This is a genomic window from Flavobacterium lotistagni, from assembly GCF_011392125.1.
GTDB classification, from domain to species: domain Bacteria; phylum Bacteroidota; class Bacteroidia; order Flavobacteriales; family Flavobacteriaceae; genus Flavobacterium; species Flavobacterium lotistagni.
The window spans coordinates 18,842-40,069 of record NZ_JAAJBU010000012.1; the positions used below are offsets into that span (position 1 = coordinate 18,842).

24 protein-coding genes and 1 tRNA gene are annotated in these 21,228 nt (G+C 41.7%); 17 read left to right on the forward strand and 8 right to left on the reverse strand.

The window, feature by feature from the left end:
- The first annotated feature begins 49 nt into the window (after window positions 1-49).
- The 8 genes from G4D82_RS12335 to G4D82_RS12365 are packed head-to-tail and all read left to right on the forward strand — an operon-like array spanning window position 50 to window position 4,596.
- Window positions 50-961, forward strand: a complete 912-nt coding sequence (locus tag G4D82_RS12335) for a hypothetical protein (RefSeq protein ID WP_166337600.1) — start codon at window positions 50-52, stop codon at window positions 959-961.
- Window positions 962-976: 15 nt separating this feature from the next.
- The gene (locus G4D82_RS12340; protein WP_166337601.1) at window positions 977-1,579 is read left to right on the forward strand and encodes a hypothetical protein; all 603 of its coding nucleotides are present in this window, start codon (window positions 977-979) and stop codon (window positions 1,577-1,579) included.
- Between the two features lies 1 nt (window position 1,580).
- Window positions 1,581-2,813, forward strand: a complete 1,233-nt coding sequence (locus G4D82_RS12345) for an SGNH/GDSL hydrolase family protein (RefSeq protein ID WP_166337602.1) — start codon at window positions 1,581-1,583, stop codon at window positions 2,811-2,813.
- 53 nt (window positions 2,814-2,866) lie between these two features.
- Window positions 2,867-3,001, forward strand: coding sequence for a hypothetical protein (locus G4D82_RS14465; RefSeq protein ID WP_262886697.1), 135 nt, complete (start codon window positions 2,867-2,869; stop codon window positions 2,999-3,001).
- A gap of 1 nt (window position 3,002) precedes the next feature.
- Window positions 3,003-3,281, forward strand: coding sequence for a hypothetical protein (locus tag G4D82_RS12350; RefSeq protein ID WP_166337603.1), 279 nt, complete (start codon window positions 3,003-3,005; stop codon window positions 3,279-3,281).
- Window positions 3,271-3,846 (forward strand): glycoside hydrolase family 19 protein, encoded by a 576-nt coding sequence (locus G4D82_RS12355; protein ID WP_166337604.1) that lies wholly within the window; start codon window positions 3,271-3,273, stop codon window positions 3,844-3,846. The genes G4D82_RS12350 and G4D82_RS12355 overlap by 11 nt, the downstream gene beginning before the upstream one ends.
- The gene (locus tag G4D82_RS12360; RefSeq protein ID WP_166337605.1) at window positions 3,837-4,211 is read left to right on the forward strand and encodes a hypothetical protein; all 375 of its coding nucleotides are present in this window, start codon (window positions 3,837-3,839) and stop codon (window positions 4,209-4,211) included. The genes G4D82_RS12355 and G4D82_RS12360 overlap by 10 nt, the downstream gene beginning before the upstream one ends.
- On the forward strand, window positions 4,138-4,596 hold the full coding sequence (locus G4D82_RS12365) for a hypothetical protein (protein WP_166337606.1): 459 nt from the start codon (window positions 4,138-4,140) through the stop codon (window positions 4,594-4,596). Before G4D82_RS12360 ends, G4D82_RS12365 begins: the two co-directional genes overlap by 74 nt.
- A gap of 61 nt (window positions 4,597-4,657) precedes the next feature.
- Here G4D82_RS12365 and G4D82_RS12370 read toward each other — a convergent pair whose 3' ends face one another.
- Window positions 4,658-5,824: a tyrosine-type recombinase/integrase gene (locus tag G4D82_RS12370; protein WP_166337607.1), complete on the reverse strand. Its 1,167-nt coding sequence runs from the start codon at window positions 5,822-5,824 to the stop codon at window positions 4,658-4,660.
- 135 nt (window positions 5,825-5,959) lie between these two features.
- Window positions 5,960-6,044 (reverse strand) — tRNA-Ser (locus G4D82_RS12375).
- A 291-nt stretch (window positions 6,045-6,335) separates the two neighbouring features.
- On the opposite strand from G4D82_RS12375, the gene G4D82_RS12380 reads away from it, so the two are divergent.
- Genes G4D82_RS12380 through G4D82_RS14520 form a run of 4 tightly spaced genes read left to right on the forward strand, consistent with a single transcriptional unit; the run spans window position 6,336 to window position 9,059 of the window.
- The gene (locus G4D82_RS12380) at window positions 6,336-7,772 is read left to right on the forward strand and encodes an NADP-dependent isocitrate dehydrogenase (protein WP_166337608.1); all 1,437 of its coding nucleotides are present in this window, start codon (window positions 6,336-6,338) and stop codon (window positions 7,770-7,772) included.
- 12 nt (window positions 7,773-7,784) lie between these two features.
- Window positions 7,785-8,033, forward strand: coding sequence for a hypothetical protein (locus tag G4D82_RS12385; protein WP_166337609.1), 249 nt, complete (start codon window positions 7,785-7,787; stop codon window positions 8,031-8,033).
- A gap of 15 nt (window positions 8,034-8,048) precedes the next feature.
- Complete coding sequence (locus tag G4D82_RS14515) at window positions 8,049-8,552, forward strand: L-threonylcarbamoyladenylate synthase (protein WP_317167573.1); 504 nt, start codon at window positions 8,049-8,051, stop codon at window positions 8,550-8,552.
- Between the two features lie 42 nt (window positions 8,553-8,594).
- Window positions 8,595-9,059 (forward strand): Sua5 family C-terminal domain-containing protein, encoded by a 465-nt coding sequence (locus G4D82_RS14520; protein WP_317167574.1) that lies wholly within the window; start codon window positions 8,595-8,597, stop codon window positions 9,057-9,059.
- Between the two features lie 110 nt (window positions 9,060-9,169).
- On the opposite strand, the gene G4D82_RS12395 is transcribed toward G4D82_RS14520, so the two are convergent.
- From G4D82_RS12395 to G4D82_RS12420, 6 genes are all read right to left on the reverse strand, one after another.
- On the reverse strand, window positions 9,170-10,084 hold the full coding sequence (locus G4D82_RS12395) for an NAD(P)/FAD-dependent oxidoreductase (RefSeq protein ID WP_166337610.1): 915 nt from the start codon (window positions 10,082-10,084) through the stop codon (window positions 9,170-9,172).
- 82 nt (window positions 10,085-10,166) lie between these two features.
- Window positions 10,167-10,376: a hypothetical protein gene (locus G4D82_RS12400; protein WP_207788173.1), complete on the reverse strand. Its 210-nt coding sequence runs from the start codon at window positions 10,374-10,376 to the stop codon at window positions 10,167-10,169.
- Between the two features lie 30 nt (window positions 10,377-10,406).
- Window positions 10,407-11,015, reverse strand: coding sequence for a short chain dehydrogenase (locus G4D82_RS12405; protein WP_166337612.1), 609 nt, complete (start codon window positions 11,013-11,015; stop codon window positions 10,407-10,409).
- A gap of 52 nt (window positions 11,016-11,067) precedes the next feature.
- Complete coding sequence (locus G4D82_RS12410; RefSeq protein ID WP_166337613.1) at window positions 11,068-11,733, reverse strand: hypothetical protein; 666 nt, start codon at window positions 11,731-11,733, stop codon at window positions 11,068-11,070.
- Window positions 11,734-11,824: 91 nt separating this feature from the next.
- Window positions 11,825-12,682, reverse strand: coding sequence for an AraC family transcriptional regulator (locus tag G4D82_RS12415; protein ID WP_166337614.1), 858 nt, complete (start codon window positions 12,680-12,682; stop codon window positions 11,825-11,827).
- A gap of 96 nt (window positions 12,683-12,778) precedes the next feature.
- Complete coding sequence (locus G4D82_RS12420; protein ID WP_317167575.1) at window positions 12,779-13,006, reverse strand: glycoside hydrolase family 130 protein; 228 nt, start codon at window positions 13,004-13,006, stop codon at window positions 12,779-12,781.
- A gap of 403 nt (window positions 13,007-13,409) precedes the next feature.
- On the opposite strand from G4D82_RS12420, the gene G4D82_RS12425 reads away from it, so the two are divergent.
- The 5 genes from G4D82_RS12425 (at window position 13,410) to G4D82_RS12445 (ending at window position 21,225) form a co-directional block, all read left to right on the forward strand.
- On the forward strand, window positions 13,410-17,348 hold the full coding sequence (locus G4D82_RS12425; protein WP_166337615.1) for an ATP-binding protein: 3,939 nt from the start codon (window positions 13,410-13,412) through the stop codon (window positions 17,346-17,348).
- A 4-nt stretch (window positions 17,349-17,352) separates the two neighbouring features.
- A complete protein-coding gene (locus G4D82_RS12430) occupies window positions 17,353-18,132 on the forward strand; it encodes a hypothetical protein (protein ID WP_166337616.1) in 780 nt (259 codons plus the stop codon).
- 152 nt (window positions 18,133-18,284) lie between these two features.
- On the forward strand, window positions 18,285-19,751 hold the full coding sequence (locus tag G4D82_RS12435; protein WP_166337617.1) for a patatin-like phospholipase family protein: 1,467 nt from the start codon (window positions 18,285-18,287) through the stop codon (window positions 19,749-19,751).
- Window positions 19,752-19,818: 67 nt separating this feature from the next.
- A complete protein-coding gene (locus G4D82_RS12440; RefSeq protein WP_166337618.1) occupies window positions 19,819-20,772 on the forward strand; it encodes an endonuclease/exonuclease/phosphatase family protein in 954 nt (317 codons plus the stop codon).
- Window positions 20,773-20,781: 9 nt separating this feature from the next.
- Complete coding sequence (locus tag G4D82_RS12445; RefSeq protein WP_166337619.1) at window positions 20,782-21,225, forward strand: hypothetical protein; 444 nt, start codon at window positions 20,782-20,784, stop codon at window positions 21,223-21,225.
- Window positions 21,226-21,228 lie beyond the last annotated feature (3 nt).

Genomic DNA, 21,228 nt, shown 5'->3' on the forward strand with positions numbered 1-21,228 from the left:
AAACTGGAGACTTGATAAAAACGGAAAATAATGAAAATATTGTTGTGCTATGATTGATGAAATAAAAGTTAGCGAAATGAACTGGTTGCTCGATGTTCCGGGCGATGCTTTGTTGTATGTGGTAAAAGATGGTCAAGATTATAAGACTACAAAAAATGCCTTGTTGTCAAGCTTGGGTGTTGGTCTGTTTGTGCCTGAAGGTTTGGGTATGGTAATTAATAGATCAATCGAGTGGATTCAAGATAATTTTGATTTAGATTCTGAATCCCCGAACTATCTTTCTGGTATCTCTACAATGGTGGGCTGGCGCATTAAACCACAAAACGGCGGGCGGGTTTCTGTTGGTTGGCATCCTGCAAATTACCCGAATATTGGCGATATTGGTGGTAGTGAAGATGCTGTAGTTGGGCAGCATGTTCATAAGACGGTTGTTTGGTCTGATGGGAAACCAGGTGTTAATACCTTAGGTACCGGAGCGAGTGTTCCTGGTCGGGCTATGGGGGAAAGTTCCGCTACCGATAAGATTAACTATACTTCCGTTGAGGGCGAGTCTGTTGTTGGAAAAAACATGCAGCCGTACATTGTTGAACTTCATATTGAAAGAGCTTCCGATGCGTTTATTGGCGGTAATGGATTAAATAAAAAAGAGTATTGTGCTTACATAACATATAATCCGTCAACACCAACTATTCCGACAGTAGTTGAGGATGGGAATAATTTCGGTGGAATAACTTGGGTTTGGGACGATGAAAATTCGACTTTAAATGGCGCTGGTGATTTTTCTGGTAGAGTATATTGGTCAATACCACCATTTTTACTTCCGTCTATTCAGGCTCCAGCGTCAAACTTTGTTTCTCATACGGGCACGGTTTTTTCAATAGTATTTCTTGATCATACATGGGCGCCTACTTCTGAAGTTTTTGAGAATAATCCAATACAAGTTTCAATTTATAAATTTTAAAAAAAAAATATTAAAATGATCAAAGTAACAATCACACAAGAAACTCAAACGCGTTTTCTCACTGAATTTGATAATGGTTATAAATCGCGAACAATTGAGAAAATTTATAATAGAGGTAATAATATTGCCTTTAAAATTCCTGATGCTGCGGATGAAGTGTTTCATTTCACTGAAATTTCTGTTATTGAATTGGGTAATTCCGAGCCTACTGATGTAGCAAATGTTGGTGCGTTGTTGGATGTGTTCGAAAGATTGCGTTACGCAAATTTTAATACGCCCGGAGCGTCGGGCATATCTTCAGAAGTGCAGACGGCGCTTGACAATATTAGCCCTGCTGAAGTAGGAGCTTTTTCTGGCGTATTCGCGCTAAACAGAAAAGGGCCAGACTACTACGACGATCATGCACAGTCTGGTGCTTTGACTTTATCCATAGGGGTTAGTGCAATAGTTGGAGGAATCGCATCAGTAAAAATCACAGCTAACGGAAGTGGAATCACTGGATTTTCTTCATGGAAAAATTTAGGTAGCGATTCAATTTCTACGGCCAATGGTGTAATCAATCACATTATTGTAAGAAAGACCGAAACCGAAATTCAGTACACTGTAAAAGTAATGTAGCATGTTAGAACAAATGATGGGAATGATGAACAGTTTTGACCTTGCTTCATATATGGACTTGGTTAATCTGCATTCCAAAGACGCAAGTCAGTTTACTTTGGTAAGCTCAAAAATCAGTAGTTGGAACGATGCTATATCGGCATGGGTTCAGGCAACTGATACGGCTCGACCTACGCTTACATCTGGAGTGCCTATTTTTGACGGCAACGACCAGCTTGTAAGAAGTGCAGAAATTTCAGCCACATCTTTTTCATTGTACCTAGTTTTCAAAGATACTGGAGCGGTTGGTAAAATATTTTTAGGTGCGCAATCGGCTAGTGATTATTTTATGCACACTTCACCTTCAAATTCTTACGATGCAATTAGTATAAATGTAGGTGGTGTTCCGAAGCAAGTTTGGCGCGCCGGACTTACCGGAAACCGATACAGTATTTTATCTATTCGGAGAAACGGAAACACGCTCACTGCTAAAATCAACGACAGAACGCTTATTTCTACTTCTAGTACGTTTGCGGGTCAGGCTACTTTGATTTCAAGATTAATGAGCTATACCGGCGCGGGTTTCTTCATGACTGGAGGGGTTCGGGCATTATGTGTGAGTAGTCAGTATCTAAGCGATATCGACAATCAAAAGGTTATTAATAAGCTATATTCCGATTATAATTTGGCTGCCGACAATGCTGCTGAATGTGTTATTGGGTTTGGAGATAGTAATACAGTAGGAACTGGTTCTATATCCTACTTAGTTTCGCTAGGAGTCTCTTTAGGAGTTGCTGACGCAAATGCCGGCATAAGTGGTTCTTACCTTACTACATTCAATTCTAATAGCGGAATCGCTAGATACAAAGACCATTTATTCACCAGACCTTACACAGATTACATAGTAATTCAATATGGTACAAATGACATTTTGAATTCGGTAAGCGCTTCCACGTTTGGAGCAGATTTGAATACTATCGTGGCCGATCTTATAGCCGTAGGGCATTCGCCGAACAAAATATGCTTGGGCAGTAATCCCTATCAGCGTTCAGGAGCAAATGCCGCGGCTTTGGACAACTACAGGACTCAGATATCGAACGCTGCAACCACGCATGGAACCAAGTACTACGACTTTCTACAGTACATGAGAGACAACGGAGGCGACAGTTTGTTGAATACCGGAGACAATGTACACATCAATCAAACGGCTCAAAACGCGTTTTCGGCTGGTGTTTATGCCGCATTAACATCTTAACGATAATCTAAAAAAAAAATACAATGACCGCAATCGAGAAAAGGAATGAGGATATGATGCGTAAGAGTGAACGCAAGCGAGATAGCGCTGACATTGCGAATCGATTTAGGGCTATTGACGAAAAGCTCAACGACATCAAATATTTGACTGAGCGCGGCATGTATTATCGCGGTGTAACATCGAATTAAAATGAAATTTTGGAACGAAACTCTTAGGCCGAAAGGACGTTACGAATTAAAAAGATGTTTGGCCGTGATGGGCTTCAACGCTACTTTGATTTACGTATTCATTCCGGTTTTCGTTCCAGAGTTCGATGTAAAAGAGTTTGTGGTTTTCTCACTTTTAAGCTTTTCTGCAGCATGTATCGGAATTGCGCTTCAGGAAAAAATAAAGGTGTCGGAGCAGCCGCAATACCCTTATGGAAATACAGACACTTATAACCCAATACCTCAAAACGATGGCAATTAACAAAGTAAAATTCTACACTGAATTCAAAAAACATTTTGGCCGCTTTACCAATAGCCAAGTTCAAGGCTTTGACGCTATTATCAACGAGTGGGATAGGTCAAGACTAAGTGACTTGCGTTGGTTGGCTTATATGCTCGCCACCGCTTGGCATGAAACCGCGAGAACGATGCAGCCAATTGCTGAATACGGAAAAGGCGGCTCAAGACCTTACGGCTCAAAAATAAAGCACTCAGGCGTAAGATACACCACGCCGGATAAGTTATACTATGGTCGAGGTTTTGTGCAGCTTACGTGGTACGAAAACTACGAACTCATGGGCCGACTTTTAAAAGTTGACTTGCTACGAAACCCAGAGCTTGCAATGAACATGGATGTTGCTGTGAAGGTTATGTTTGAAGGGATGCTTCGCGGAGCTTCATCCATTGGAGATTTTACCGGAAAGTGCCTTGAGCAGTATTTCAACGCCAATGTTTCAGATCCGGTGAGTGCGCGCCGGATTATCAACGGAACTGACAAAGCGCAGCTCATTGCAGAACACTATCATAAATTTTTATCATGCTTATAGTATCCTATTTCAAATCGCTTCCGTTGGTCGTTCGCCAACGTTTAATTATCGCGCTGCTGATTGTCGCCGCTTTGGCCATAGGCTATATAGGTTATACCTATTGGGCAGATTCACATAACGAGGTGAAGATTGTGAAAAAGACCATCGAAAAAACCGATGCGGCCGTAGATGTAGAAAACAAAAAAGCGGCCATCAAACAAGCTGCCGACGAGCACATCAAAAGCGTTGATGACCGAATTAAGAAAATCAGATCCATCCGCGACAATACTAAAAACAACAAACCGATTCATTATGAAAAACCTATCATCAATACTGCTGATTATGACGCTATGCGCGATTCATTGGACAGCGCAATGCCAGACTGAGCACAAAGACCTGAATAGCCGGGAACGCGTCGAGGCCCTCTATAAAATCAACGAACAGCGCAAGGCATATCGAGAACAAATCAAAGACTGTCAGCGCAAGGCCAATGAGCAGATAGCATTTTACCAACGCGCCATCGATTCTATTTCCAAGGAAGCGATTGATTTGGGCTTAGAGAGCAAAGAGTACGTTTCACATAACCTTGACTTGCAAGAGGGCCTTTTAAGCTCGCTAAAGAAGCAGGAAAAGATAGAGGTGGAATTGGCCACCCTGAAAGCAAAGAGGAAAAAACGATTTGGCCTGGGGTGCTCGTTCGGCTGGAACCTACTACAGCGTTCCGATGCATTTGCCGGGCCGTCGTTTAATTATGATATGATATCATTCTAAAAATTGGGTTTTTTATTGTTGGTTTGGCGTGCGGAAGTAGTTAATTCGCACGCCTTTTTTGTTAGAATTCAGGTGAATTTTCGCGGATCTGCTTCCTGTATTGCTCTTTTACTACCTTGGCATAGGTTTCTGTCATTAATTTAGATTTGTGGCCGTATAGTTCTCTTAAAACGTCTAATTCCATTCCTGAAAGAATCTTTGCATCTGCTCCAGCATGTTTATTGGAATACATGCTAACGTTTATATTTAATCCGGTCTCGCTTTTTATTAAGCGATTCCAGCGCTTTGTTGCTGTATCTCTTTTTATTTTAGTCGGGCCAGGAATGAAATCTTTTTGTTGATCACGAAAACCTATTCCGGGTTGTCTGAAGCTTCCAAAAACAAAATAGTGTTTTGGGTATTTATGCAGGTTCATTTTTTCAAAATATTTTAATAAATGATTGTTAATCGGAATGATTCGGTCTTTTTTGGTTTTGGTGATGCTACCAGATAAAATGATTTCCTGAGTGCGAAGGTTTATCATTTCGTTTCTGATGTTCAATATTTCTTCGGGCCTTGCGCCGGTATGAAAAATAGTGATTATAAAAACAAAGAATTCCGGGTGTTTGGTTTCTAAAAATTCTTTTATGATTTTGTGTTGGGCTGGTGTGGCCGGAATATTGGCAATGGTTTCGTCAACAGGCAATCGCTTTATTTTATGTGCCGGATTGTTGTTCAAAACATTCCATTCGAGCAATTCACTCAGAATCGCTTTGAGTTGGTTCAGGTGTTTGTTATAAGCTTTGTTCGACCAATTTTGCTGCAATTTTGCTTCAGCTAAAATTTCTTTAATATGTTGCCGCTTGATTTTTCGAATAGGTGCGTCTTTATATTTCAATGATATACCTGCTTTGATGATAAAGCGGCCGGTACATGAATAATCTGCGTAAGATTTTGGTTTTAAAGATGGCTTTTTTTTAAGTAGTGCAAAGTTGATCGCGTCTTCGAATAAAACTTCGGGATCTTCTTTGATTAAGTTTGGAATATTTGGATTCCAATTTTCCTTTAGTTTCTGCAACAAAGCATCTGCCAAGGCATTTGCTTCGCGTTCGCGTTCCTTTAAATCTTTAACGTAATTGATTCCTAGTTTATAGCGCTTTAGTTTGTTTTCGTATCTGAACCATACGAACCACGGCTTACTAGGGTCAGCTGGTTTGCTTACTTTTGGTTTTGTGAAGATTGGTTTCATTTTAATTTGTTTAAAAATTAAAATGTTTGCGGGGACATTTAACCAACCAACGATTAAGGATTTTGTTCCTTATCTGTTCACTATTTTTTAAAAACTTTCGGAAACCCGCCTATTTACGGGCTTCCTAAGTTTCAGCGGAGAAAGAGGGATTCGAACCCCCGGACCTGTTACAGTCAACAGTTTTCAAGACTGCCGCAATCGACCACTCTGCCATTTCTCCAATAAATCTTGCACCAATTGCTCAATGCGGTCGCAAATATAGAAAGCTAATTTTGATTTGCGAAATATTTTTCACGAAAATCATTTTTTTTTTTTAGATGTCTTGACAAGTATTTCATTTTGTATGTTTTACCCACTCTACCGCTTATACTGTTGTGCTCCAAAAGCTGCGAAAGTTTAAGATAAGCTTGAGGTATATTATAAAAACATTTTATATTTTTTATTAAAAACATAAATAAAAATATACAAAAAAAGTTATCCATTTTTGGTACGGAAAAAAAAACTAAAAAAAATGACTAAAATCACTGTAGCCAAAGGAGATGGCATTGGCCCGGAAATCATGGAGGCCACTCTCGACATTATTATAGCCGCCGGTGCTAAAATCGAAATCGACGAAATTGAAGTAGGAGAAAAAATCTATTTATCAGGCAATACCTCGGGCATCAGCGATGCTTCGTGGGAAACCATCAGAAAAAACAAAATCTTCCTCAAAGCCCCAATTACCACACCGCAAGGTGGCGGATACAAAAGTTTGAACGTCACTACACGAAAGTTCCTTGGGCTGTATTCCAATGTGCGTCCTTGTCGAAGCTTGCACCCTTTGGTCAGCACCAAACATCCGGTAATGGATATCGTCATCATCCGCGAAAACGAAGAAGACCTTTACGCAGGCATCGAACACCAGCAAACCGACGAAGTGGTACAATGTCTGAAACTCATCAGTAGGCCCGGTTGTGAGAAAATCGTTCGCTACGCCTTTGAGTACGCCAAACAACAGAACCGCAAAAAAGTGACTTGCTTCACCAAAGACAACATCATGAAGCAGACCGACGGATTATTCCATCAGGTATTCGACGAGATTGCCAAAGAATATCCCGAAATCGAGAACGAGCACTGGATTATCGATATCGGTGCCGCTAAAATGGCCGACACTCCAGAAGCGTTCGATGTCATTGTCATGCCCAACCTTTATGGCGACGTGCTCAGCGATATTGCCGCCCAGATTACCGGTTCGGTGGGCTTAGCAGGTTCGGCTAATATTGGTGAAGAATGCTCGATGTTTGAAGCCATTCACGGTTCGGCGCCCAGAAGGGCTGGTATGAATCTAGCGAATCCGTCTGGTTTGTTGCAAGGTGCAATCATGATGCTGAATCATATTGGTCAGACCGATGTAGCCGAAAAAGTACAGAATGCGTGGCTCAAAACCTTAGAAGACGGAATCCATACCTACGACATCTATAACGAAACGACCAGCCGCGAAAAGGTCGGTACCAAAGAATTTGCTCAAGCGGTTATCGCTAATCTGGGGCAACAGCCGGTGATTTTCCAACCGGTATCTTACGCCAATAACGCCGCACTGCAATTGCCGAGATACCAAAGAAAAGCACCCAAGCAAAAAGAATTGGTAGGTGTTGATGTATTCGTGCACTGGCTAGGCAACGATCCGAACAAGCTGGCAGAAAAGGTCAGCAAGATAGAGAACCAAAACCTTCGCCTGTCAATGATAACCAACAGAGGTATCAAAGTTTGGCCCGACGGCTTCAAAGAAACCTTCTGCACCGATCACTGGAGATGCCGTTTCAAACCTGTCGAAGGCACCACCATTGGCAAACAGGAAATCATCACCTTACTTCAAAAAGCGATCGCGGAAGACATCGATACCATCAAAACCGAAAATCTGTATTCTTTTGACGGGAAAGCAGCATATTCGTTAGGACAAGGACAATAAAAACGAACTGTTGTGAACTTAGCACTAATCCACGGAGAATTTAGCGCCACCGATACTTTGGCCCTGTTGTCTCAAATGATCCAAATCAAGATCAAGTACCATGAAAGCAAGATTACTACCGACTCCGGCGAAGAAGATATCAAGGCACGCGAGTCTAAAATCAAGAAACTGCAACACGAATTTGCCTTACTGAAAGCACAAATCCAATCCGGGCAAAACAGTTTCAAAATTGGAGGAAACATTGCCGTAACCCCTAACTAATACAACACGAAGCAGATGATTACAAACGACATAGTAAAAGCCATTAAAGCATTGCAGCAAGATCAATTGGTAGCCATTCCAACCGAAACGGTGTACGGTCTTGCCGGAAATGCACACAACGATGATGTGGTCCGAAAGATTTACGCCTTAAAGAACCGCCCGGCATACAATCCGTTGATTGTTCATATCAAATCGGCGAGTTTCTTGCCCAAGGTAGCGCAGAACATCCCCCAACTGGCTTTTGATTTGGCCGACCGATTCTGGCCCGGGCCACTAACGCTGTTGCTCGAAAAACAAGTGCATATCTCCGCCGCCGTTACCGCTGGAAACCCCACTGTAGCGGTTAGAGTACCTGATCACCTACTGACACTGTCGCTGCTGGAAAGCCTAGAATTCCCTTTGGTGGCGCCGAGTGCCAATCCGTTTGGGTCAATCAGCCCTACTTCGGCCGAGCATGTGTGGCACTATTTCGGTGATTCGCTCGGGGTAATCTTAGATGGTGGCCATTGCGCCAAATGAGTTGAATCGACCATTATCGGATTTGAGAACGGCCGCCCGGTATTGTATCGACACGGTTCTATAGCCGTAGAAGATATCGAAAAAGTAACCGGAAAACTCCGTACGAAAACCCAAAACTACCAATCGCCCGAAGCGCCGGGTATGCTCACGCGGCATAACGCGCCCAACACAAGCACTTACCTGACCAACAATGTAGTCGAGCTTTGCAAGACCTTCAAAAGGAAAAAAATCGGAACACTTACCTTTAGCCATAGGGTGCCGATAGATACAATCACCCATCAAGAGGTATTGTCTGCAAACGGAAACCTGACAGAAGCCGCCAAGAATCTTTACGCCGCACTTCACAGGCTCGATCGCAATGGGTTGGATGTGATTATCGCAGAACTTATGCCCGACACCGGCTTGGGAAAAACCATTAACGACAAACTCCAACGGGCCACGCGGAAAGCACCGCAAAGCACTCAGGAGCCCCGCCAAGACTTGGCGCCTCAACAAGTTTTGGCATAAAAAAAGCGGACTTGGGGAGTCCGCTTTTATTTTTTTGACTATCCTGTCCCGAGCAAAAGGCCACCTAGTTCCAACTTTGTGGCTGTCAGGTCTCCTGCACCCCGATGAGCCTATTCAGTAAAACGTTCTTCAATCATTTCCTTGTTGAGCATCATGCCGGCTGTCGTTCCTGTGGCGACCGCATTAGCGACCGTTCGCATCCGGCTGCTGTTGTCTCCGCAGGCGTAAATGCCCGGTACCGAAGTTTTCTGCAAGTCGTCTACTTGAATATATCCACTGGCATTTAGGGCGCAACCTAACGAAACTGGCAAGTCTGTATGTTGCACGAAATCTACTTTTGCATAGAGTACCTCTATAGGTTTTTGGGTTCCGTCTTTGAAAGCAATCGCGCTTATTTTCCCGAATTGTTGTTGTAAAGCTTCAATGGGTCTTGTCTCAATATCTATCTGGTGTCGCGACAACAAGCTGGCCTGCTGGTCTGTTAATGTAGACTTTCCGTTAGTAAACAAAGTCAAGTTTGGAGTCCAGTGGGAAATCATTCGCACCATATCGAATCCGCTATCGCCATTGCCTAAAACGCCGGTAGCTTGTCCTTTTACTTCATAGCCGTGGCAATATGGGCAATGCAGCACTGAAATTCCCCACGACGCTGCCATTCCTTCAATAGCAGGAAACTGATCAGCGATACCGGTAGCAAAAATGAGTTTTTGTGCGGTGAAACGACTGCCTGACTTTGTACCTATTTCAAAACCGTTGGGTACTTTAACTGCTTGCTCCGCATCATCGGTCAGAAAGGAAACTGTATCATACATCGCGACTTGTTCCCGCGCTTTCGCTGCAATAATTGCGGGTGGCACTCCATCTTGGGTGATAAAATTATGCGAATAGGGAGTTTGTCGATTGCAAGGTTGCCTTCCATCGATGACAAGTACCCGACGCGCAGCCCGACCCAATGCCATCGCAGCCGCCAGCCCAGCGTAACTGCCTCCAATGATGATTACTTCATAATTTTGTTCGTTTTTCATTTTAAATAAATTTTGGGGTGGTAAACGAATCGGTAAAGCTAACGTTATTGCCGCCTTACCGATTAGTATGATAAAATTTCTCCTACAGATGTTTGGACCCTCGTTGTTTTGCATCAGTTTTATTCATCAGATAGTCTACTAAAGGCAGCCCGACAAAAACCACCCAAGGCACCAAAAACAGCGTGATAATTAGTGTTTTTACTGGCAACGGCAGCGCTCCCATGATTGCTCCAAAAAAATAGAGAAAGAGCGTAATTGACGGATAAATAGCCAACCAAATTTTAAGCGCCATTTTTAACTTTAACTGTAACATAACGCCCTACTAATAAAGTTTGATAATCTCTCCGGTGCCGGGTCCAAAAATACTTTTCCTGAAACCATACTCGAGTTGCTTCATCGTTACGGGCACCTCGCCGGGAAAGAACGGAAAATACTGCGGCGAATCTTCAATGACCGTTGGGCTAACCGCATTGATGCGAATGCCTTTATCGAGTTCGATGGCTGCCGCTTTTACAAAGCCGTTGACTGCTCCGTTGGCTGCCGAAGCATTGGCAAAATGACGTTGGGGTTCATAGGTGAGCGCTCCCGAAATCAGCGTAAATGAGCCTTTCGGATTGATGTAATGCTGCCCGATTAATACCAAATTGATTTGCCCCATCATTTTTCCCTCGACTCCTTTGCGGAATTCTTGATCGGTCAGGGTATTCCAAGGTCCTACGTAGGTTGGGCCGGCTGTGGAAACCAAAGCATCAAACGGGCCTACTTGTTTAAAAAAATCGGTTATGGCCTCGGGCGAGGTAATATCAAGTTGGTAATCGCCACTTTTTGAGGCCACACGCACTACTTCATGCTCTTTTTCAAATGCGCCTGCCAAATACGTTCCCATAGTTCCTGAAGCGCCTACGATAATAATTCTTTTTCGTTGATTCATTTTTATTACTTTTTTAAATTAAACTCTTTTTTAAAGGAAAACTCCCGCCTTTTTACATTGACAATTTCAAGAAGATTCCGGTATTGTTCTTTGTAATTTTGCTAGCGCCATACTGGTCGAAGTTGTAGGCCAATCCGAAAGTGACATAATTTCGAGAAAGCCCCAGACGGCCATAAGCGTAACTTCTGAAGTGGTGGCCGGTTTTAAAATCGTGATTGTAATGCAACTGCAAATGCGTATAGATCGACCAACGCTTGTTGAGCTCTGGTGAGTAAGTCAGCATTGCGGTGTTGGCCAAACGGTGACTGTGCAGAAAGAAATAACTCGGCAAATACAGCAATGAGAATGCTTTTGACTGGTGCATGAACTGCAAACCGGCGAAATTCTTCATACCGTCAACGGAAGTGAAAGCCACGCCGGAATTGATTGCAAGCCCTTTGTACAAAAGTTGGTAGAGCAGCGTCGTGTTCAGGAACTCGTTTTTTTCGAGTTGGTCCTCGTAGTCTGCGACATAAGCAGTGATGGATAAGAGCCCCAGCCCTTTCTTTTCGCCAAACATTTTATTGACGGTAAGTTGTAGGAACTGTCGTTGGTCGCCGAGCATTTCTTCGACCGATACTGTTTTTGACACGGCGATTTTAAGGGTGTCTTGCGCCTGAAGTGTTGTTGCCCAGGAAATTGCCCCGAGCCACACTAATAAGAATAAATTGATTTTCATGGAATAACTTTTTTAGTGATTGTGTTTTACACTGCAAAAGTATTTCCGGTGCCGGACTAGGTTATAGGACAGCTTTTTAGTTCTATAGGACTTATTTAAAATTGTGCCTGAAAGCCTCGGGTGTGCTGCCTGTTTTCTTTTTGAAGAAGCGAATAAAATACGAAGGATCATCATAGCCCAGTGCATCAGCTAACTGATTGATTAAGCTTGAAGTGGCCATCAGCATTCGTTTGGCTTCCAGCACGATGTGGTCGTTAATGAGTTCCGATGCGGTTTTTTGTACCAGCGATTTAGTAATTGCATTGAGCTGATAAGAAGTCATCGACAGCATTTGGGCATAATCAGTTACTTGTTTTTTGGTGCTGATGTGCCGCTCTAACAAGTCCTGAAATTCTTCAAGCCGTTCTTGCGCATATAACTTGCTTTTGTCAGGCATTGCCGCACTGTTGCTGCTTTGTCTTGCCAAGGCAATAAAAAGTAAATTGAGGTAAGATTTGATGGCCTCTTGATAACGAAATTGCTTTTGGGAAAATTCGTGAAAGATTCTTTGCGACATGGCTGCTATTTGTTCAAATCCCTCAACCGACAACTTGCAGAAATTCTGGCCACTCACCTTTCGCAAAACCTGTAGCACCGGAATTTCCTTTGGGGCATAAAAATCTGCGGTAAACTGAATGATAAAACCGCTGGCCCCGGCTTGCAAAACCAATTCATGTACCTGCCCCGGCCGAACAAAGAAAACCACGTTGTCTGACACTTGGTATTCAATAAAATCAATAGCGTGGCGGCCCGAACCGTTGGCTACAAACAGTAAAAAATAAAAATCATGGCGGTGTAAATCGTGTACCAAAGCTTTACCAGAGGTTAAATCTGCAATACTGCGCACGCTGAACCGCTCTTCGAAAAACGACGGCTTGATTTGACGAACGGGAATACTGGCGTTGGGCATACGATGAAGTTTAGCTACAGCCAATGTAGTCAAAAAAGCGAACCGTTGTAGTTAAGCCGCTTTACAATTAAACAAACCGACTGTCAACCGGCCCAATCAATCATACTGAAGTTGCGATAGAATCTCGGCAATTGAAAAATGGGCGCCACAAACAAATTCGTCTGCGGCTCCGTAATAAACGGTCAGTAAATCGCTTTGTATCACATGCCCGTTAGTAAATACCACATAACCGAAAAAACCGCTGAGTTCATAATTTTCCTGAGGTAGCATAAAGCCTGATAAAGTTGAGGACAAGACCAACCGACAGGATTTTAAAACGAACAATAAATGTTATAGAATTTTAGCGATGCGAGTAACGCAGTGAAGACTTCGCACCTCAACAAGTTTTGCATAAAAATATTGTGCTTGTGGATTCAAGAACCAACACCCGAAACCCTATACCGATGGAAAAATTACGTAAAAACCCGTAATCCGCTTTGCGTATTTTCCTCTCAAAATGTAGTGTTTTTACGTAAACCTAGGTATCATAAAACATCTTACTTTTATGAATCCCAAATAGTTATCTAGAATTCATCTTTTCAAGATAACACTACTACCTAAAACTTTAGCTTAAAATTTAAAAAACTACAAACCAACCGTTTATAGGGAAGATAGCTTTTGATGGTTTAATGCCTATGTGATACTGAATTCGGAACAAAATGATTGTCAATTCATTTAATCCATTCACATGAACAATATTTCGAAACATACCCCTCATACTTTTATCAAAAACATCGCTATCGGCTTGCCTGACGATTTCAAATTCATCAATATTCCCAATGGCACCGACAAAAAATCAAATAAAAATTTTATTGGCAGAAAGGCGCAGATCATCAAATTTTTGTCTTTCTTGAATTCTTCCAACAAAGGTGTTTACCTCATTACCGGCTACAGAGGAATGGGAAAAACCAGTTTTGTAAATCATGTGTTGTATCAGTACCAGAAAAAATCCAACCTCAAGAAACTCGGCAAGTTCAAGAACCGGAAAAAAATTATTCCACTGCACCTGACCATCTCGCAGAACGCCCCTAAGGAATCTGATGTGTTGAAGCAAGTAGTGAGCAGCATCAATGACAGTTTCGGCCGTCAAAAAAACAAAACGTTCGACCTCATTTTTGCTTCAAAATACTTTTTCCTTTATGCGCTGCTGTTGGTTTTTGGGTACAAACTCTTTATTCATTTGTGCAAGATACAGGTCAAGGATATTTTTTTGAATCACATTGATTTTTCCACCATCGTCCTTTTTATATTCCCTTTGATCATTCTGCATTGTTTCGAGCTTTTCTACAAAAATCAGAACAAAGCCTACAATCGGATTAGCAACTTGATGGAACGCTGTTTTTCCGAAGTAAGTCATGAAAACGCCAGCGAAACCAATGTCAGCCTCATAAAAGATTTCGGCCTGAAACTCAGTAATAAAAAAAACAAGACCTACAATGTGGCCAATACAAAGGAAATTGAGTTTGAATTGATTCAGTTTCTGCGCGAAGCCCAAAAAGAACACTACGAGTTTATCTTCATTTTTGACGAATTGGACAAAATCGAACTCAACAGCAGCAACCACAATCTCAATGATGAGTTAGACCATTTCGAGAACAAAAATGCCGGGCCGCTGAACAATCATATTCGGAACCGTAAAAAAGCCGTGTTGAATATCATTACTGGACTGAAGAATTTTTTCACCACAGCCGAAGCGCGTTTTGTCTTTATTGCCGGCCGCGAGATGTTTGACGCTTCGTTAGCCGATATTTCCGATAAGCAATCGCCGTTGAGCAGTATCTTCACGTTCATTTTTCATATCGAAACACTGCTTAAAGAAATTGGGAACAACCACAAAAACTATTTCTCGCTGAGTATCGCCATCGAGGAATTTATCTTTGAAAAGCAACTCAGCCACCAAGGCTGCCCTATCGGTTCAATCGATGAGTTCATTGCCGATTATAAAAACCGGAACCGGGCTTCCAAAAACGTGTCGGAGGAGGCAGAGAAAATCTATTTTACTATTCTGAACTTCATTACCTATCTGATTTATCGTAGCAGCGGATCGCCTAAAAAACTGATCCAAGCTTTCCATGAATTTGTCAAGCCGTCGGAGGTAATCGAACGGGATGAGCAGAACCATTTCCTAATCAAAGCTAATGATATGGATTCTAAGTACTTTCTATACTTCAACAGCAGCGAACAATACCGAATTAGTTTTATCAATTCAATTTATCGCCCTTTTATTATCCAATATGGTAAAAGCTACAAAAGCTTTAGTGAGAATAGTGTGATATCAATTCCATACTATTTCGATCACTTGTTCAAGTTTCATCCATTTGCCTTCTCGATGTCTAACTTGGAACTGATTCCAGATTTAATCACCATCAATAAAACCATCAATTTAAGGGAAGACATTAGTCAGGTAATTCAGTATTTATTGAAATCCCATGTCCGGAATACTGACATTGAACTCTTCGACTATAAATTTCACAGCAAGACTGCCAATGAAATTGCCTACATCTCTAAAATATTTGAGACCGAAGAAGCAGCTTTCAATTTTACACTAGATGAAAGTTATCCGGCCAAAATGCTTTTATCAGATAAAATCAAGGAATACAGAAGCATTCATTCGCGTTATAAAATGGATTCAGATGTCTTGAATCCGCAAATTTTCTCAATTGCTAATTTGAATTCAAGTTTGGGCGACATTTATTTTTTCGACCAAGAATTTCACGAGGCCATTTGTTGCTATTCTGATGCTATTCGAAGCATTAACAATTTAAAAATCCACAAAATCAATTTCAGGGATTTTATCGGGCTAATCAGAAATAAACTAAAATTGGGGCTTTGTTTCGAGAAAATCTACTCTTTTGAAGAAGCCTTGAGTTTCTACAGCGATTGCATACAAGACATCAAACGCTTTTACAAATACTATTTGAAAAACGCGGAATATTTCAATTTCAGTGGTCAAACCAATGAGCTCAACAAACCATTTTTTACCTCTTCGCTTAACGATCTGCAACAAATTTCGATTCAAGCTTTTCTGGCCAACATATACATTCAGGAGAAGATGGGTCAGGAAGGCATTACGACAGCTCGCGTCAAGGCTGAAATGGCCGACTTTTATCGCATTACCGATTTCATCTCTTTACATTCGGGCCGCAACAATATCATCATTGCCAACAGTATGCTGCATTTGGCCAAGCTGCTTTACTACAAAAACAGTTCGGTTCATACTGCTGATTATACTGATGATTACACCAACCAATATCCAATATGGTATCAAAAGCTTTATGAACAATTGACGACCTTGCTTGAACCTATAAAATACCAGTTCAGAAGGCAACCCATTCTCGCTTTGATGACTTATCTGATTGGCCTGGATGAAATCATGAAATCGAGGGACTTCTTTATAAATCAACCAATTAAAAACGAACTATTGTGCTTATCTGTAAATCAAAACCCCAATGGTGTCAATGCGGTTATATTGATATACATCGAGCTCATTGAAAAATTTTTCAGCAGTAATTCTGGGGGCAAAGAAGCTTTTATTTCCAATCACCTGAGGTATATGGCTTCATTCTTATCCTCGATCGGAGATTGTTTGCTTTGTTTGAAAGATCACTCAAAAACGCAGAAAGTAACTAAAATAAACCTGAATGACATTTATAAAGGTGCAAAAACAGGCAGTTTCATTACAGGCCTGAACACTTCTCCGTTGGCTTTGATGCTCAAATGCTATTACTATTCCGCCAAGCTATACGAAAAAAACGGACAAATCAGTTCTGCGCAATACCAGTATCAAAAAATCATACAGGTTTTATCTCATGTGCTAACCGATGACGCCGATTCGATAGCAACGCCGCTTTTCAATGACATCATCTTGCCGGCTTTGGATCTTTATTACACTTCTTTGGGGCAATCACAAAGGCACATCATCAAAAAGAGTAAAGAGGATGAAATCGGGCAATCTGATACTACCACTTTGGAGCAAACCGATGCGCTGATGCAACAGATCTATAAACTCCCGAACCATCAAGACATCAAAGAAACCCTTTTATATTTCAAAAGGTTGCTACTGAAGGTACAACTCGACCCAAAACCAAAAGCCATCGCCCCATCAGTTTCCTCTCAGCATCTACGGGTGTTGGAACTTGAATACAATTCTAGGGTGTTGGCCAGGAAACTCAAATCCGAAAAAACCGATGCAGTGAGTTTCATCAGCTATATCTATAACCAAAGTTCCATCCTGAGAATTTTTAAGATTTATGGCAGCGACTACATTTTCGGCCCCAGCTTCAATGCCCATATCCATTATAAAATGGCCAAAACTATTCAGGATAACAAAACCTTGGCGCAAGACCCAGACCTCATACACAGGATAGACGAGCTCATCGGAGGCCATTCCTATTCTGCTTTGGATGTCGATTATCATTATCGAAGAGCCGTTGATTATTACAATATCGCCATTGAATTGCATACTGCCGGGCAGGAATACAACCGCAAGATGAGGGAAATGGTTTATCTCGAAGACGATTTCAACGACCATCGCTTTCACTTCGGGGCTGCCTTGGAACGCTATTATATGATGCATAATGTGTATCAGGACAAGATTGAAGAAATAAAAAAAGAACTTAAAAAATAAAATCATGGATGTCGAAATCAATTTGACCCATCAAGGGTATGATACTATTCCGTGCCCTGTGGATTCTTGTTCACAGGTTACCAAAACCCATCAAGGTCTCAAAAACGATCAAACCCCGATGGTTGATGCTGCGTTCACTGATAAGGCGTTGATTTGGTTTCCGCTCGGGCTCTATTTGGTATTGAGCCTTTTTCAGTGTCACTACTACCGCAGGAAAATTTTCAAACCCAATTCATTGACGCAATTGAATAAGCGGCTGGCCGATGATCTGAGTAAAAGCTTTCATGACGATCGGCACTCGGCTTCACTGTTGAAAAAAGAAAGGCTTAAAGCCGATTTTCTTTTGGGTTCCATAGCTTCCACGGTCACCATCACAAAGAAAAAAAAGGAAGAATTCAAAGCCGGGTTAGCGCTCAACTACCATCAACTTGGCCGTTTGAGGACACTCAATGCTCAGATGATATACTTTTTAAGCAAACACAACCATAAAACCAGCCTTGACATCGTGGACCAGTTTTATGAAAGGGTCTATCAAAATGAACACAACAAGAAAATTCAATTGATGGTTGAGCAAAATATAAAGCGGGCCAAATCGGATTATAAAAAACCTCAATCGGGCGTCTTCTTTTTCCATCTGATTCTAAACTTTCTGATCGGCAGTATCTGTTTTACACTATTTTATTATGGCATTAAACACGAAAAAATAGACTTTGTGACCATCACACTACAGACCTCGCTTTTGGTGATATTTTGCTTGCTCTATAAGTTTTTCAGAAAATTCTAATACGTAAAAACAACCAAAACAACCCATTGTTTCCTGCCAAGCAAGCCTTTCTGAGGAAAATCCGGGCAGCGTCCAGGGAAAACCCTGAAGCCACTAGAAACAGAAGCAGTAACATTGATTTGTCGAAATTAATTCAAACCAAGACCAACACCATGAAAAAAACACCACAAGAATTCATTCGGCAAACCGGCATCGAAGCAGAACTCGCCGAATTGAAAAAAGAACTCGCCGAGAAAAAAAAGAAATTTTCCGATGTGACCGATCTGCAAGGCCACCAATATGTTGACTTGGTGCAACAAGGTGGCGGCGTTTGGGGTATCGCACTACTCGGATTTGTCTATGTCATGGAACAAGTGGGCATTCGCTTTTTTTCTTTGGCCGGAACCAGTGCCGGTGCTATCAACGCAATGGCCATGGCCGCTATCAACGAAAAACACGAAACTAAGACTGAAGAAATATTGCAATTGTTGATTGATTTACCACTCGATTCGCTCATGGATGGTAAATCCAGCCGTGGCTTCACTGCTTTTGAAAGAAAACTGATCGGATTCTTCATCAAGTTTACTTGGTTCGGCGCTTTGATCAAAACGGTGCTGTTCGTTCTGTTTTTGGTGGTTGTGGCTAGCAGCTTGGCTACGGCAATACTAGCTTACAGCGACTCGCCTTTTCTGTATCCGGTGAGCATCATCACGATCATCGCTTGGGTCATTGCTTTGTTGTTGACTTTGCTCACATGGCGTCGTCTGAATCAGGTCAAGAAAGGTTTCGGACTCAACAAAGGCGATTATTTCCACCGCTGGGTCACTGACAAGATTCTGGAAGGCAAAACCCTTGAAGATCTTAAAAACCACTTCAGCAAAGTGCCTAAAGATTTGAAACTGGAACCGCCTACGCCCACCAACCACAGAAAACCCGACGAACTTCCTCCCAGAGTACCGAGGCTAGCCTTCATCACGGCCGATATCACCACCCAGAACAAAATTGAGTTTCCCCGGATGTGGCCGTTGTATTACGATGATCTGCAATCGGTAAATCCGGCAGATTTTATCAGGGCCAGTATGTCGATTCCGATCTTTTTTGAAGCTTATCAGAAATCAGTATGGAAAGAAGCCGTCTCAGTTCAAAGAAGGGCGCAATGGCAAGAACTACTCAACTGGGATACCAAACGCCCGATTCCGCCCAAAGTGCTTTTTGTGGATGGAGGCTCGTTGTCTAACTTCCCAATCAACATCTTCTTCAACCCTAAGAACGATGCGCCACGCCTGCCTACTTTCGGGATCCGTTTGGTCGATAAAAAAGATGACAATGAATTTAACATTCAAACCTTAACCAATCTGGCCGGCAAAATCATCAGCACAATGAAGCTTAGCAGCGACAAAGAATTCATCAATAAAAATGCTTCGTATGCGCAAGGCATCGCTTATGTAGAAATTGGCGATAAAATTTCATGGCTCAACTTTTACATGGACGAACCCCAAAAGCAAGAGCTCTTCCGAATAGGCGCCCGAGAGGCCATGCGCTTTCTTAGAGCATTTGAGTGGGAGCAGTACAAGGCCAATCGCGTAGAAGAAAAACTCAAGCAAACCAACACCCAGTTGTTCAATCCGAATAATTGGTGATTTGCAATCCTTAGAATGCTGCTTAGCACAGATAACTCTAATCACTAAACCTTTAAACAACAATATCATGAAAATTAAAGTAACCAATTTTAATGTGGAAAATCTGTTCAACAGATACTCGTTCTTGGATCAGGCATGGGAAAACAAAGATTATAATAAATTTATTCAAGTAATTGATGTAGTTTCATTGGCGGGGCGTGACGGTTCATTGGTATCGTATCAAACAACCAACATCCAACGAAATAATACTGCCATGGCGATCTTAGAAACCGAACCTGATTTTTTGGCAGTTCAGGAAGTCGAAAATATAGAAACTTTAAGGGTTTTCAACAATAAATACTTAGATGATTACTTTGAGCATATTTTTTTACTTGAAGGCAATGATCCAAGAGGTATTGACGTGGGCTTTATGATTAAAAAAGGCTTGCCTTGCAAAGTTTTAAACATAAGAACAAATTGTGATCTGGGCGTTACTAGCAGGGTTTCTATTCCCAATATGGGATACATGAGTAAAGGAGCATTATTTTCAAGGGATTGTCTTGAAGTAGATGTGGAAATCAATAACAAAGTGATTACTTTCTTAGTCAATCACTTCAAAGCTCAAGACGGAAAAGAAAGTAGCATCAATAAAAGAATCACACAAGCAAAAAAAGTACTGGAGATTGCAAAAAAAGCTTTCGACCAAGGCAAACTACCGATTGTTCTGGGAGATTTAAACATGGATATCAACAAGCCTGAGAAACCTTCGGACAACTCAGTAAACTTATTAATTGACGATGGACTTCTGAAGGATCACTTCCCTAAAGAAACCTGGACCCACTACTACACTTCAGGTAAAGAAGTAAGCCGTTTGGACTATATTCTACCACATGCATCGATAGAAGTAATCGAAACCGAAATTTTCAGAAAAGGGATAACCACTAAATGCAAGCAATATCAAGGTGACCGATTTGCTACTATTGGGCCTGAACATACCGAAGCGAGTGACCATTGTCCGACTAGTATTATTATTGAAATCTAAAACCGCTGAATGATGACGCGCAGAAACACAAGATTATCAATTGACAACTTGCCTGATGTTTTTGTCATTTTAAAATGGATGCTGATTCTAGGCATGGTATTCATCATACTGTTGTCGTTGATTAACATCGAAACATTTGGCTTTAGAGTGTTGTATTCTATTGGAAATGCCATGCTGATTGCCGGTGCCTTCTACGGTGCAGGCGGACTGACCGGATTTTTGTTCGGCATCCCAAAGATTATTCAAAGCAATCATCTGGACGCAAAGGCAGAAGATATCCGAGAAACCGATGTGATTCACAATGACAATTTAGTGCAAATTAGCGATTGGCTCACTAAAATCATTGTAGGAGTTGGCCTGACACAGCTCAACACCATTCCAAAATCATTGTATCACATCGGTGAAAAATTGGGCACTTCCATTTTGGGTTATGATCCTAAAAACACACTGTGAACC

Bases quoted from the DNA above. Each gene is read 5' to 3' on its own strand.
- G4D82_RS12335 (WP_166337600.1), top strand. From the start codon at position 50: ATGATTGATGAAATAAAAGTTAGCGAAATGAACTGGTTGCTCGATGTT.
- G4D82_RS12340 (WP_166337601.1), top strand. From the start codon at position 977: ATGATCAAAGTAACAATCACACAAGAAACTCAAACGCGTTTTCTCACT.
- G4D82_RS12345 (WP_166337602.1), top strand. From the start codon at position 1,581: ATGTTAGAACAAATGATGGGAATGATGAACAGTTTTGACCTTGCTTCA.
- G4D82_RS14465 (WP_262886697.1), top strand. From the start codon at position 2,867: ATGATGCGTAAGAGTGAACGCAAGCGAGATAGCGCTGACATTGCGAAT.
- G4D82_RS12350 (WP_166337603.1), top strand. From the start codon at position 3,003: ATGAAATTTTGGAACGAAACTCTTAGGCCGAAAGGACGTTACGAATTA.
- G4D82_RS12355 (WP_166337604.1), top strand. From the start codon at position 3,271: ATGGCAATTAACAAAGTAAAATTCTACACTGAATTCAAAAAACATTTT.
- G4D82_RS12360 (WP_166337605.1), top strand. From the start codon at position 3,837: ATGCTTATAGTATCCTATTTCAAATCGCTTCCGTTGGTCGTTCGCCAA.
- G4D82_RS12365 (WP_166337606.1), top strand. From the start codon at position 4,138: ATGAAAAACCTATCATCAATACTGCTGATTATGACGCTATGCGCGATT.
- G4D82_RS12370 (WP_166337607.1), bottom strand. From the start codon at position 5,824: ATGAAACCAATCTTCACAAAACCAAAAGTAAGCAAACCAGCTGACCCT.
- G4D82_RS12380 (WP_166337608.1), top strand. From the start codon at position 6,336: ATGACTAAAATCACTGTAGCCAAAGGAGATGGCATTGGCCCGGAAATC.
- G4D82_RS14515 (WP_317167573.1), top strand. From the start codon at position 8,049: ATGATTACAAACGACATAGTAAAAGCCATTAAAGCATTGCAGCAAGAT.
- G4D82_RS12395 (WP_166337610.1), bottom strand. From the start codon at position 10,084: ATGAAAAACGAACAAAATTATGAAGTAATCATCATTGGAGGCAGTTAC.
- G4D82_RS12400 (WP_207788173.1), bottom strand. From the start codon at position 10,376: ATGGCGCTTAAAATTTGGTTGGCTATTTATCCGTCAATTACGCTCTTT.
- G4D82_RS12405 (WP_166337612.1), bottom strand. From the start codon at position 11,015: ATGAATCAACGAAAAAGAATTATTATCGTAGGCGCTTCAGGAACTATG.
- G4D82_RS12410 (WP_166337613.1), bottom strand. From the start codon at position 11,733: ATGAAAATCAATTTATTCTTATTAGTGTGGCTCGGGGCAATTTCCTGG.
- G4D82_RS12415 (WP_166337614.1), bottom strand. From the start codon at position 12,682: ATGCCCAACGCCAGTATTCCCGTTCGTCAAATCAAGCCGTCGTTTTTC.
- G4D82_RS12425 (WP_166337615.1), top strand. From the start codon at position 13,410: ATGAACAATATTTCGAAACATACCCCTCATACTTTTATCAAAAACATC.
- G4D82_RS12430 (WP_166337616.1), top strand. From the start codon at position 17,353: ATGGATGTCGAAATCAATTTGACCCATCAAGGGTATGATACTATTCCG.
- G4D82_RS12435 (WP_166337617.1), top strand. From the start codon at position 18,285: ATGAAAAAAACACCACAAGAATTCATTCGGCAAACCGGCATCGAAGCA.
- G4D82_RS12440 (WP_166337618.1), top strand. From the start codon at position 19,819: ATGAAAATTAAAGTAACCAATTTTAATGTGGAAAATCTGTTCAACAGA.
- G4D82_RS12445 (WP_166337619.1), top strand. From the start codon at position 20,782: ATGATGACGCGCAGAAACACAAGATTATCAATTGACAACTTGCCTGAT.